Origin of the sequence: Natrarchaeobius versutus (genome assembly GCF_041205745.1) — an archaeon.
Taxonomy (GTDB): domain Archaea; phylum Halobacteriota; class Halobacteria; order Halobacteriales; family Natrialbaceae; genus Natrarchaeobius; species Natrarchaeobius versutus.
On the sequence record NZ_JBGFCC010000001.1, the window covers coordinates 468754 to 481936 of the forward strand.

Annotated in this window: 11 protein-coding genes; 6 read left to right on the forward strand and 5 right to left on the reverse strand. The window is 63.3% G+C overall.

The features are described 5' to 3' along the window. Positions 1-162: 162 nt before the first annotated feature. Entirely contained in the window at positions 163-1032 is an 870-nt protein-coding gene (locus AB7C87_RS02365; RefSeq protein WP_369727797.1) for an HpcH/HpaI aldolase/citrate lyase family protein, read from the reverse strand. Positions 1033-1158: 126 nt separating this feature from the next. On the opposite strand from AB7C87_RS02365, the gene AB7C87_RS02370 reads away from it, so the two are divergent. Then, positions 1159-2559 (forward strand): NAD-dependent succinate-semialdehyde dehydrogenase, encoded by a 1401-nt coding sequence (locus AB7C87_RS02370; RefSeq protein WP_369727798.1) that lies wholly within the window; start codon positions 1159-1161, stop codon positions 2557-2559. A 138-nt stretch (positions 2560-2697) separates the two neighbouring features. Here the strand turns inward: AB7C87_RS02370 and AB7C87_RS02375 are convergent, their stop codons facing one another. After that, a complete protein-coding gene (locus AB7C87_RS02375) occupies positions 2698-3729 on the reverse strand; it encodes a PhoU domain-containing protein (protein ID WP_369727799.1) in 1032 nt (343 codons plus the stop codon). A gap of 263 nt (positions 3730-3992) precedes the next feature. Further along, a complete protein-coding gene (locus tag AB7C87_RS02380; protein WP_369727800.1) occupies positions 3993-5153 on the reverse strand; it encodes an ATP-NAD kinase family protein in 1161 nt (386 codons plus the stop codon). 95 nt (positions 5154-5248) lie between these two features. Between AB7C87_RS02380 and AB7C87_RS02385 the strand changes: the two genes are divergently transcribed. Next, positions 5249-5374, forward strand: a complete 126-nt coding sequence (locus AB7C87_RS02385) for a hypothetical protein (protein WP_369727801.1) — start codon at positions 5249-5251, stop codon at positions 5372-5374. A 119-nt stretch (positions 5375-5493) separates the two neighbouring features. Here the strand turns inward: AB7C87_RS02385 and AB7C87_RS02390 are convergent, their stop codons facing one another. Continuing rightward, positions 5494-6195, reverse strand: coding sequence for a competence/damage-inducible protein A (locus AB7C87_RS02390; protein ID WP_369727802.1), 702 nt, complete (start codon positions 6193-6195; stop codon positions 5494-5496). Between the two features lie 114 nt (positions 6196-6309). Here AB7C87_RS02390 and AB7C87_RS02395 point away from each other — a divergent pair, with 114 nt between their 5' ends. Further along, positions 6310-6660 (forward strand): helix-turn-helix domain-containing protein, encoded by a 351-nt coding sequence (locus tag AB7C87_RS02395; protein WP_369727803.1) that lies wholly within the window; start codon positions 6310-6312, stop codon positions 6658-6660. A gap of 223 nt (positions 6661-6883) precedes the next feature. Here AB7C87_RS02395 and cyaB read toward each other — a convergent pair whose 3' ends face one another. Next, positions 6884-7450 (reverse strand): class IV adenylate cyclase, encoded by a 567-nt coding sequence (gene cyaB, locus AB7C87_RS02400; protein WP_369727804.1) that lies wholly within the window; start codon positions 7448-7450, stop codon positions 6884-6886. A 109-nt stretch (positions 7451-7559) separates the two neighbouring features. Here cyaB and AB7C87_RS02405 point away from each other — a divergent pair, with 109 nt between their 5' ends. From AB7C87_RS02405 to gyrA, 3 genes are all read left to right on the forward strand, one after another. Further along, positions 7560-8546: an FKBP-type peptidyl-prolyl cis-trans isomerase gene (locus tag AB7C87_RS02405; RefSeq protein WP_369727805.1), complete on the forward strand. Its 987-nt coding sequence runs from the start codon at positions 7560-7562 to the stop codon at positions 8544-8546. Positions 8547-8737: 191 nt separating this feature from the next. After that, positions 8738-10663: a DNA topoisomerase (ATP-hydrolyzing) subunit B gene (gene gyrB, locus AB7C87_RS02410; protein WP_369727806.1), complete on the forward strand. Its 1926-nt coding sequence runs from the start codon at positions 8738-8740 to the stop codon at positions 10661-10663. Between the two features lie 17 nt (positions 10664-10680). After that, positions 10681-13167, forward strand: a complete 2487-nt coding sequence (gene gyrA, locus AB7C87_RS02415) for a DNA gyrase subunit A (RefSeq protein ID WP_369727807.1) — start codon at positions 10681-10683, stop codon at positions 13165-13167. Positions 13168-13183 lie beyond the last annotated feature (16 nt).

Here is a 13183-nt window from a genome sequence, read left to right on the forward strand (position 1 = left end):
GGCGAAACTAAAATAAGTATGCCGAATGTCGGTCACAGTCGCCCATAGTCAATATAATGTATATTCAGGTAATTATATACTGTACCAACGTCCCCCTGAACCCCACAAACCCGGATGCGGATCGAGAAATTCCACCTGTCGTACCGCCCACGTTTGCTTCTGTCACCGGTTACTCGACGTGTGTGACACCTCGGCTCGCTCCCGGATTCGACGCGCGCGTTCGATCAACGGTGCGTCGATCATCTCACCCTCGACCTCGAAGACGCCCCGACCGTCCGCGTCGGCCTCCCGTTTCGCCTCGAAGACGGCGTTCGCCCACTCGACCTCCTCGTCGTCCGGTGTAAACGCCTCGTTGATTGGGTCGACCTGTGCGGGGTGGATCGCCAGTTTGCCGTCGTAGCCCAGCTGGATCGCAAACGCCGTCTCCTCGACGATACGGCTTTCGTCCTCGAACTCCGTGACCGGCGTGTCGATCGCGTCACAGCCGTGTGCGGCCGCGGCCACGACGACGCGCTCGCGTGCGTAGAGGACTTCGGTTCCCTCCCGCGTCCGATTCGCGCCGACGTCGGCGGCGAGGTCCTCGGCGCCAAAGACCAGCGCGTCGGTCGCGTCGACTGCCGCGATTTCGGGCGCCGCGAGCACCCCCTGCGCGCTCTCGATCAACGCGAAAACGGGGGCCGAGACGCCGTATCCGTCGAGGCGATCTACGAGTTCGCGAACGTCCGCCCGCGAACCGGTTTTCGGGAGGAAAACGCCGTCAAATCGGTTGTCGGCCGCGTCACCGCCGAGAATCGCCTCGAGGTCGGCTTCGTACTCCGTCGGCGACGCGTTCACGCGTATACAAACCTCCGCAGACGGGTCGAACTCGGAATCGGCGAGGACGGATCGAACCGACTCGCGGGCCTCAGCCTTCCGGTCGAGCGACACCGCGTCCTCGAGGTCGAAGATGAGGACGTCGGCTCCCGATCGGGGTGCCTTTCGAAGCATCTCCGGCCGATCGCCGGGCGTAAACAGCAGACTCCTGCGGACCATATCCCCACTCTGGGCAGTACGGACGTGAAAGTATGGGTGTCCGGATCGTCGGCTCTCTCCGATCGTCGTCCCCCACCGAAACCGCGTGCCCCGCCTTCTAAGCCACTCGGCGTGGTCGACGTTCCCGTGAGTATCGAGAGTGTCAACCCAGCGAACGGCGAGGTGATCGACAGCTACGACGAAACGTCGCCATCCCAGCGAGAGAATCGACTCGAACGAGCGACCGAAACGTACGCGGAGTGGCGCGAGACGCCGATTCAACGCCGACAGGTATTGTTGCGCGAGGCGGCCGACGTGCTCCGTGCAAACGCCGAGGAGTACGCGACCCTCATGACCGAGGAGATGGGAAAACCGATCGATCAGTCCCGCGGGGAGGTCGAAAAGTGCGCCTGGGTCTGTGAGTACTACGCCGAACACGCGGCCTCCCACCTCCAGGACGAGGTCGTCTCCGGTGAACCGGAGGCACGGACCGTGGTCGTCCACGAACCGCTTGGGCCGATTCTGGCGATTATGCCGTGGAACTTCCCGTTCTGGCAGGTGTTTCGCTTCGCCGCACCCAACCTCGTGGCGGGCAACGTCGGCCTGTTGAAACACGCATCGAACGTCCCAGGCTGTGCGCGCGCAATCGAAGACGTCTTTCGGGAGGCCGGTTTTCCCGAGGGCGCGTTCACTTCGTTGCTCGTCGGTTCCGACGAGATCGACGACCTGATCGCCGACGAACGGATCGCCGGCGTCACGCTCACCGGAAGCGACGGGGCCGGACGGGCGGTCGGCGAGACGGCGGGGAGCGAACTCACGAAGAGCGTCCTCGAACTCGGCGGGAGTGACCCGTTCGTCGTCCTCGAGGACGCGCCGATGGACGAAACCGTCGAGACCGCCGTTCAGGCGCGGCTTCTCAACTCCGGTCAGTCCTGTATCGCCGCGAAGCGGTTCGTGGTCGTCGAGGACGTCTACGACGAGTTCGTCGACCGGTTCGTCGAGGCGATGGACGAACAGGTCGTCGGCGACCCGACCGACGAGGGGACGGACGTCGGCCCGCAGGCGCGCCCCGATCTGATGGACGAACTCCACGAACAGGTCGAGGAGACGCTCGAGGTGGGCGGCGAGTGTCGCCTCGGCGGCGAGCCGATAGAACGGGACGGCGCGTTCTATCCGCCGACGGTGCTTACCGACGTTCCTGAGGACGCTCCCGCCGACCGAGAAGAACTGTTCGGCCCCGTGGCGACGGTGTTTCGCGTTCCCGACGAGGAGGCCGCGATCGAGAAGGCAAACGACACCCGGTTCGGCCTCGGGGCGAGCGTCTGGACCGAGGATCTCGAGCGCGGAGAACGCGTCGCTCGGCGGTTCGAGTCGGGACTCGCGTTCGTCAACGAACTCGTCAAGTCCGATCCCCGATTACCCTTCGGCGGCATCAAAGACTCCGGCTACGGCCGAGAACTCGCCGGGGACGGCATCCGGGAGTTCCTCAACACGAAGACGATCTGGGTCCAGCACGCGGCCGGCGAGGAGACCGATATGGTGGAGTAACTGAAACAGTCCCGTCGAACTCGGCGTCTCCGCGCTCGAGAGATAGACGGACTGCCAACAGTCGGATACGGACTGCCAACAGTCGGTTCCATCGCGCCCACGAGACGGTTCGTGGGTGTGCCGGTACTGCAGACCGTATTAGTTGATCGTGGTGTGATCGGACTCTTCGTTCAGAGCGAGGTTCGCGGCGATTTCCGCGTTTCGCATCGCGTACTGGGCGGTCTGCTGGAGGCTGACGAGTACCTCTCGAACTCGGAGCAGTTCCTCGTTGGGCATCTCCGGCAGTCCAGAGAGGATCTCCTGTTCTCGGTCGGCGATCTCGTGGAACAGCACCCTAACCTGGTTGGACTTGTCGTAGTCCCGTTCGACGGCGGCTTCGACCGCTACCGACGTGATCTCGTCGACGAGTTCGTTGAGTTCGCGAATCTCGCGCATCACCGAGCTGTCGACGTCGAGCGTGTGGCCGCTGGTTTCGATGACGATGTCGGCGATGTCCTCGCCGTTGTCGGCCGTCAACTCGAGGTTCTTCGCGATGGAGCGGTAGCCGATCAACGGGAACCCGGTGTCGAGTCCGACCGCTCGAGCGAGGTTCGGATTCTGGTAGGCGGTGAAGATCAGTCGCAACAGCAAGACGAAAATTTTGTTCGCCTGTCGCTCCCGGTTGAGCGCGCGCTGGGCGAGATCCGGATTGCCGTGAGCCAGCGCCTTGATCCCCTCTCCTCGCATGGTCTGGCCGGTTCGCTCGAGACGCTCTAAGAGGTTGTCGAGCGTGAAGTCCTCCGGATCGACCGAACACCGGATCGAGATGCTCTCGGGGGTCTCCTCAATGACGCCGAGACCCATCAGCTGAGTTTCGGCCTGATAGACCGCGTTGATGTGTTCGGACTCGAGGGCGCCGTCCTCGCGTTCGATTCGAATAACGCGTCGACCGAGGACGTACTGGGCGACGATCGCACGTTCGACGGCGCTGGCATCGAGGTCGTCAGCGTGAATAATCGCCTCCGTCTCCTCGGAACTCGCCGATTCCGGCATCACCGTGAGCGTTCCTTTTCCACTGGTCCGAAGCGACACCTCGTCACCCTTCTCGACGTCGTGTTCCGACGCCCACTCTGCAGGCAGAGTCATCGCAAGCGTAGATGGGCCGAGTCGCTGTACTTTCCGCGTTTCCATACCCACCCTATGGACGACGACGCCTTAATATTGACTATATGGGCATTACCGAACCGAGAGATAGTTATATCGTTGTTCTGAAACCGAGTTTTACCGCACCCCTTATACAAAAACTGGGCGATGCGGCCCGATCGGCCGAATTCTCACTGGCCACGGCTGGGCGCGAATCCGTGAACGCGTCGACAGCAGGTGACAGACGGCTCGCCCGCTCGGTTTCCCCGGCCAGTTCGCGGAGTTCGACCACCGGATTCCAACGGACTCACTCAAACGAGTTCGATCAATCGGGTCGTAAACCGACCCGTCCGAACCCGCGTCCAGCCACGAAGGTCGTCGTCGATCGATTCGTCGTCCGTGTCGGTCCGCAACGTCTCGAGGCCGTCTAGTTTCTCCTCCGTGGCGACGATTTCGATCTCGTCGGCGCGGTCGATCACCGCCGGCGAAATCTGGTGATTCCCGCGACCGAAGACGAATCCCTGCCCGCCGATCGGCGAGACGACGATCGTCACCGGTTCCTCGAGTGCCCCGAGAACGTCGCTCTCGGAAGCGTCGCGAACGAGGAGTTCGCCGTCACGCCAGACGTCGACGCCCAGGGGTGACGGGTCGATTCCGAGCGCCGACTCGATCGCGCCGACCGTCCCACCCGGGCCGAAGACGTACGTTCGATCGGGGTCGACTTCGCGCGCGAACCCCGACGCCAGCGCGTCGACACTGCCGCTCGAGAGCTGTTTACTCGACTGAACGGTCGGCGCGATCGGGACGGTGGCGATCGCCTCGAGGCGGGTCCTGACCTCGCCCTCCCGATAGGCCGCCTCGTCGATGTCGTTTACCTCCCTGGGTTCGACGCGATCGAACTCGGCGACCGTCCGGCCGACCGCACGGGGCGTCACCGCGAACACCGACGAGTAGATCTTGACGCCGGCGGGGACGCCGAGAATCGGCACGTCCTCACCAACCTGCTCGAGGGTCGAGGCGACGTCGACAGCCGTTCCATCGCCGCCGACGAAGAGGATCAGATCGACCCCACACTCGAGGAACGCACGAACGGTCCGACGGGTGTCCGCCGCGGTCGTCTCCGCCTGTGTCGGATCCGTGGCGTCCGTTCGTCCGTGATCTTCGCGTCGGTTCCCGTCCGCCGAATCGTCCTCGCCGTCGGCGCCGGCCCCGGCGCTCGCGGGGTCGTACACCACCTCGGGCTCGTAACCCGCCTCCAGTGCGGCGGCCGCACCCATCACGCCGGCGGCGGCGTAGACGGTGAGACCCGGCAGGCGACGCGAGAGCGATTCCAGCGCCTCGCGGGCTCGATCCGGTGCGCGCGCCTCGGCGCCGCGGCGCTTGGCCTCCTCGAGCGTGTCGTCGGTTCCTTTCAGACCGACCCGTCCGCCCATCCCCGCGATCGGATTGACCACGACGCCGATCGATTCCATACCCGAGAAGAGGCGGGTCAGTCCTAAAGACGTGGGGTTCTCCACCGCGGCGTCGTTTCTGAAAGGTTAAGGGGGATCGCCGTCGATCGACGATTATGGTCGAACTCACCAACGGAATTCTCAACGCGGAGCCGGTATTGCCCCTGGATATCGTCGGCTGGGGAACCTTGATCCTGGCGTTGCTCGTCACTATCGTCTGGCTCGCCTATCTGTACCGTTAGCCCGTCCACGCCGGGTCGTACTCACCCCATCTACCCCGGGTCGGCACCCACCTCGCCCACCTCGAGTCGGCGTGCGGTTTTCCCGTACCGGTAGACGGCGATGCCGTGGCGGACAGAACTCAGTCTCGATCGGCGATATCGAGCGTCTCGACGCGCTCGCGAAGCCACGAGGCCGCCTCGTTTACGGTCGCTTCCTCAGTGTGCTCGAGTTCGATTCGGACCGACTCCCCCGGATAGCTTCCGACGGAGACGTCGAAGCGCTCGCGCAGGCGGTCGATCCGATCCAGCAAGGCGCTCTCGGGTTCGTCCGCGACGACGACCGCACGGTGAGTCGGCGTGCCGACGAACTCCGACCGGATCGTCTCGAACATCGCTCGCATCTCGTCGGGTACCCCGGGAAGCACGTACACTCCCTCGAGGGCCGCGCCGGGTGCGACACCGACATCGTTGTGGAGCGCCCGCGCGCCGGCCGGCAACTCCGTCGTCCCCTCCGTCAGGTCCGAACGCGAGTACCCCTGTTGCTCGAGCCAGTCTCTGGCGTCGCCGTGTTCGGCCAGCTCGCGCCCGAGTGCGGCGGCAACCCCGTCCATCGTCACGTCGTCGTGTGTCGGTCCGAGCCCGCCCGTTACGAGCACGGCGTCGTATTCCGCTCGGTATTCGTTGACGACGCGAGCGATATCCCCGACGCGGTCGGGGACCGTGGTGGTCCGTTCGACCCCCACTCCGCGCTCGGCGAGTTGCTCGCAGAGCCACGTGGCGTTCGTATCCGTCGTCCGTCCGGCGAGCAGTTCGTCTCCGACCGTAACGACCGCGGCGTTCATATCGACCCGTTCGGACCGGTCCCTCAAAGGTATCTCGTCCACTCGTCCAGTCAACTGTCGTTACAATCACATTAACCACAAGATTCAATTCTGATAATTTGAAATACTGCAACGATGTCTCGTTCGAAACGAACCGACTCGGACTCGACCGGCGTCCTTTTAGCACTCGGCAACAAGTACAGTGCCGAGATTCTCTGTGCCGCAGAGACGCCCAAGTCGGCCCAGGCGTTGAGTGAAGATATCGAGATCCCGATCGCGACCTGTTATCGGCGCATCGAGGAACTCGTCGACGCGGGCCTGCTGACCTGTGAGGGACGCCAACTCTCCGAGGAAGGTCGTCGAACGAACATTTATCGGCGAACGGTCGACGAACTCGAGGTCGACTTTTCGGACGATACGCCACAGTTTTCCCGGAAGCGACGAACCGAGGCGAAAAACCAGCTTCAAGATCAACTCGGGGAGTGAGACGGTTTACTGTCAGTCAGTTCCGGCGCACCCGCGACCCGGGCGGCTGTTACGACGGTGGACTCGCTGCACTCCTCCACCGAGACTCGTCTCACACGGTTCGACTCACCGCCGGGACATCGGGACAGTAATCCGCATGAGTGGAGTTACCTGGCCGATTTACACACTGATCGCACCGTCTTCGATCCCCCTTACGGATCTCGTCCATCGGGTGGACGGACGTTCAGCGGCTACTGTCGCCTTCGGCCTCGAGTAAGAGGCCGAGATAGGAGGTACGGATCTGATCGTCGGGGTCGAGTTCTAGCCGTTCGAGAATCTCGTATACGCCGTTTCTGGCCGACTCGAGTGCCGCTTTCGCCTCGACTTCCGTCTCGACTTCGACGTACTCACCCACCCCGTCGACGTCGTCGACGGTGACGGTGTACTCGCCGTCCTCGAGCGTGAATCGTTCGCGTTCCTTGCGGACGGTCGCGGCGGGTTCGAACCCGAGATTCCGCAGAATGGCGTCGATTCGATCGTCGTCGGCGATCGTCGTTTCGATCTCCTCGCGCGTCTTCGACTCGTCGTCGACGAGCGGTCCCTTGTACGTGAGTCTGGTCTCCGCCCCGACCTCGGGACGGCGCTCGGATCGAATCCGAAGTGCCTCGTCCGTCTCCGCGAAGGTTCGGTGGGGTGCGTCGTAGTACGTATCGACCTGGACGACCGTCCCCAGCGGTGTTGTCTCGAGCGTTTCGAGCCTCGATCGGATGCGGTCTCGCCCGGCGGGAACCTTCACTTCCACCTCGTACACGATCTACGCCACCTCGTCCATGCTCGACTCGAGGGGAAGGGGCGGTAAGTATCGGTCGTTCCCAGCGAAAAACGCGGTCCTTAAATGTAGACGGCGGGACGTACAACGTATGACCGAGGATCAGGAGGCCGAGCTAGACGAGCAGGCCGATGACGTCGCTGAAGAGGAAGCCGAAACTGAGAGTCCGGATACCGACGAGGAATCGGGGCTCCAGCAGGGAGATTTCGTCGAGATCGAGTACACCGCCTACACCGTCGAGGGCGAGCAACTGGTCGACACCACCGACCCGGAGGTCGCCGAGGAAGAAGGCGTCGACGACCAGGGCCAGGAGTTCAAGCCGCGAACGATCGTCATCGGCGAGGGACATATCTTCGACGGCGTCGAGGACGCCCTCACCGGGAGCGAAGCCGGCGATTCGGGCACCGTCACGATCTCCGCCGAGGAAGCCTTCGGCGAGTACGATCCCGACAACGTCGAAACCGTAAGCGCCGAGAAGATCGACGAGGACGACCGTTACCCGGGCGCGAACGTCCAGGTCGACGGCCGCCAGGGCTACATCAGCACGATCATCGGCGGCCGCGCACGCGTCGACTTCAATCACCCGCTGGCCGGCGAGGACGTCGAGTACGAGTACGCGATCGTCGACGAGGTCGACGACCGCGAACAGCAGGCGGCGGGTCTGTTCGAGATGTACCTCGGCGTAGAGCCGGAACTCTGGATCGAGACGGACGAAGTCGAGGAGGAGGTTCCCGTCGAACCCGATGAAGACGAAGACGAGGACGACGAACCCGCCGAGCCCGAGTTCGAGACGGAGGTCGTCGAGAAGGAGACGCTCTACCTCGAGGCGACGCCCCAGATGACGATGAACCAGCAGTGGATGATGGGCAAACAGCAGATCGCCCAGGACATCATCGAGAAGGTCGACGTCGACCGCGTCATCGTCCAGGAGGTCATCGACGGCATGGGGATGGGCGGCCTCGGTGGAATGATGGGCGGCATGGGCGGCATGGGCGGTGGCGACATCGAGGAGGCCCTCGAGGACGCCGACGTCGACGCCGACGAGATCGTCGAGGAGCTCGAAGGCGCCGACGAGTAACTGCTTGTCGTCCGGTGGTCCGACGACGCCTCCGATCGGCGTCAGCGCGACACCACAACTGCAACGAAAATCCGAATCGGCCCCGAGCGGACCTGGCCGTTTCTGCCCCGGATTTTTTATTTTCGGCCCGCGCTCGCGCGCGTACGTGAAGCTTTATTAGTGCCCATCCACTACCCGAAAGCAGGTTTCTCATGTCCCAGGAAAGCGAGTACGGCGCCGGACAGATCCAGGTCCTAGAGGGCCTGGAGGCCGTTCGGAAACGGCCAGCGATGTACATCGGCTCTACCGACTCTCGAGGACTGCACCACCTCGTCTACGAGGTGGTCGACAACTCGATCGACGAGGCGCTCGCGGGCCACTGCGACGAGATCACCGTCACCATCCACGACGACGGTGCGGTGAGCGTCGCTGACGACGGCCGCGGCATCCCCGTCGATACCCACGAGGAGTACGACCGCCCCGCACTCGAGGTGATCCTCACCGTTCTCCACGCCGGCGGCAAGTTCGACAACAAATCCTACCAGGTCTCCGGCGGCCTCCACGGCGTCGGCGTGAGCGTGGTCAACGCCCTCTCCGGTCGCCTCGAGACCGAAGTCAAACGCGACGGCGGCGTCTATCGCCACGCGTTCGAGGCGGGCGAACCCGTCGGCGACATGGAGCGGGTTCGCGATATGGAGCCGGACGAGGAGACCGGGACGGAGATCACGTTCTGGCCCGATACCGACATCTTCGAGACCGACGAGTTCTCGTTTTCGACGCTGTCGAACCGACTTCGCGAACTGGCCTTTCTCAACTCGGGCGTGCGGATCACGCTTTGCGACGAGCGCGCGGGCGAAGACGAGACCGCGGCGGAAACGTACGAGTACGACGGCGGCATCCGCGAGTTCGTCGAGTACCTCAACGAGACGCGCTCGGCGATGCACGAGGAGGTCATCTACTTCGAAGACGAGGATCAGAACATCCAGGTCGAGGTCGCGATGCAGGCCACCGAGGAACTGCAGGGCTCGATCCACGCCTTCGCGAACAACATCAACACCCGCGAGGGCGGCACCCACCTCACCGGATTCAAGACCGCGCTGACTCGGACGGTCAACGATTACGCCAACGAGAACAATCTGCTCGACGACTTAGACGAAAATCTCAAAGGCGAGGACATCCGCGAGGGGTTGACCGCAGTGATCTCCGTCAAACACCCCGACCCGCAGTTCGAGGGCCAGACGAAGACGAAACTCGGCAACAGTGAGGTTCGGGGCATCGTCGAGAGTGCGATGCACGAGGGACTCGGCACCTACTTCGAGGAACACCCCGGCACTGCCCAAGCGATCGTGTTGAAGGCAGTCGAGGCCGCGAAAGCGCGGAAAGCGGCTCAGAAGGCAGAAGAACTCACGCGCCGGAAGTCGGCGCTCGATTCCACCTCGTTGCCCGGCAAACTCGCCGATTGCCAGACGAAAGATCCCGACGAAGCCGAGATCTTCATCGCGGAGGGTGACTCCGCGGGCGGGAGCGCCAAACAGGCCCGAAATCCCGAGTTCCAGGCCGTCCTCCCGATCAAGGGGAAGATCTTGAACGTCGAGAAACACCGTCTCGACCGGATCTTAGAGAACGAGCAGATCCGGAACATGATCACCGCGATCGGCGCGGGGATCGGCGACGAGTTCGACGTCGAGGACGTCCGCTATAAGAAGATCATCATGGCGACGGACGCCGACGTCGACGGCGCGCACATCCGGACGCTCATGCTGACGTTCTTCTACCGGCACATGCGCCCGCTGTTGGAGGGCGGCTACGTCTACGCGACCCAGCCGCCGCTGTACCGCATCCGGTATCGCGGCGAGACCTACGACGCGATGACCGACGCCGAACGCGACGAGATCGTCGCGGAGAAGTGCAACGGCAACCCCTCGCAGGTCCAGCGGTTCAAGGGCCTCGGCGAGATGAATCCCAAGCAGCTGTGGGAGACGACGATGAACCCCGACAACCGGATTCTCAAACAGATCACGGTCGAAGACGCCGCGGCGGCGGACAAGATGTTCTCCGTCCTCATGGGCGACGCCGTCGAGCCCCGAAAGCAGTTCATCAAGGACAACGCACCCGAGGCGGAATGGATCGACATCTAACGTGGTGACGTAACTATATGAGTTCAGACGTACCCGATCCGACTGACGTCGAGGCACGAGCGGTAGAGAACGTCCGCATCGAGGACGAGATGGAGCAGAGCTACATCGACTACGCGATGTCCGTCATCGCGGGTCGTGCGCTCCCGCGGGTCGAGGACGGCCTGAAACCCGTCCACCGGCGCATCCTCTATGCGATGCACGAGATGGGTGTCAGTTCCGGCAGCAGTCATCGGAAATCGTCCTCGATCGTCGGCGAGACGATGGGTGATTACCACCCCCACGGCGACAGCGCGATCTACGACACGCTGGTCCGGATGGCCCAGGACTTCTCGATGCGCTATCCCCTCGTCGACGGCCAGGGGAACTTCGGCTCGATGGACGGCGACCCAGCGGCCGCACAGCGGTACACGGAAGCGCGGATGTCGCCGATATCCGAGGAACTCCTCGAGGATATCGAGAAGGACACCGTCGACTTCTCGGCGAACTACGACGACCGCCTGCAAGAGCCGGACGTGTTGCCGGCGGCGTTTCCGAACCTGCTGGTCAACGGGTCGTCGGGAATCGCCGTCGGGATGTCGACGAACATCCCGCCGCACAATCTGGGCGAAGTGATCGACGCGACGATCGAACTCATCGACGATCCCGACGCGACCGTCGAGGATCTGATGGACCACGTCAAGGGCCCCGACTTCCCCACGGGCGCGAACATCGTCGGTCGCGACGCCATCTACTCGGCGTACAAGACCGGGCGCGGGCGCATTCGGGTCCGCGCCGAGTTCGAGGTCGAAGAGTGGAAAAACGGCCGCGAACGCATCGTCATCACCGAGTTGCCCTTCCAGACGAACAAGGCTCGACTGGTCGAGCGAATCGCCGAAGACGTAAATGACGGCGATCTCGAGGGCATCTCCGACCTGCGCGACGAGTCCGACCGCGAGGGCGTGCGCATCGTCGTCGAGTGTAATCGCGGCGCGAACGTCGAGGTCGTCAAGAACAAACTCCTCGAGAATCACTTGGAGCGAACGTTCGGCGTCATCAACCTCGCACTGGTCGACGGACAGCCCAAGGTGCTCTCGTTGAAAGAGACCCTAGAGGAGTACGTCGCCCACCGCCGCGAGGTCGTCCGCCGGCGCAGCGAGTACGACCTCGCCGAAGCCGAGGACCGGGCACACATTCTCGAGGGGCGACTGCGAGCGCTCGAGAACGTCGACGACGTCGTCGATCTCATCCAGAACTCCGACGATCGGTCGGCGGCAAAAGAGGGGTTACAGGAGGAGTTCGACTTCTCCGCGGACCAGGCCGACCACATCGTCAGGATGCAACTCGGCAGTCTGACGTCGATGGAGGCCGCAGAGATCGAAGACGAGTACGACGACGTCACCGCCGAGATCGAACGGCTGACGGCGATCTTAGAGAGCGAGCAGGAACTGCTCGCGGTCATCAAAGAGGAACTCCGTGAGGTCAAAGCGGAGTACGACGACGATCGGCGCACCTCGATCATCGAGGATCAGGGGACGGTCACCCACGAGGATCTCATCCCCGAAGAGGAGGTGTTCGTCGTCATGACCGAAGACGACTACGTCAAACGCATGCCCATCGACAGCTTCGACCCACAGGGTCGGGGCGGCAAGGGGATCATCGGCGCGGACGTCAAGGAGGACGATCGCGTCACCACGGTGTTCCGGGCGAACACCCACGACTACCTGCTTTGCTTTACGAATCAGGGCAAAGTCTACCAGCTCAAAACGTACGAAATCCCCGAGATGGGGCGAACCGCCCGCGGCAAATCGGCGGTCAACATTCTCGATCTCGAGGCGGGTGAGGATATCACGGCGATCGTCGACACCGACGCCTTCGGCGACGACGAGTACGTGACGATGGCCACCCGTAACGGCTACGTCAAACGGACTGCCGGCGAGGAGTTCGACAACATCCTCTCGACCGGGATCATCGCGGCCGATCTGGAAGCGGGCGACGAACTGATCGACGTCGAGGTAACCGACGGTTCCCAGGACCTCGTCATCGGGACCGAGCAGGGGATGACCATCCGCTTCGACGAAGACGAGGTTCGAGCGATGGGGCGCAACGCCCGCGGGGTCAACGGTATCAAACTCGAGGGCGACGACGCCGTCGCGGGGCTGGTCGCGACCGACGAGGACGACGACCGTGCGCTGTTGACCGTCACCCGAAACGGGTACGGAAAACGAACGCACCTCTCCGAGTATCGCACCCAGTCTCGGTACGGCAAGGGACTGATCGACATCAAAACCGGGGAGCGAAACGGTCCCGTTACGGCCGTCAAAGCGGTCTCGGCGGACGATCAGGCCGTGTTGATGAGCGAACGCGGACAGATTATCCGAACCCGAGTCGACGAAGTGTCGACGGTCGGTCGAAACACTATGGGCGTCATCGTCATGGAAGTCGAAGCCGACGACGCAGTCGCAAGCGTCGACGTGATTCCGGCCACCTCCCTCGGCGGCGAGGAAGACGGGGACGGCGACGAATAGCGTCGACCGAGACGGA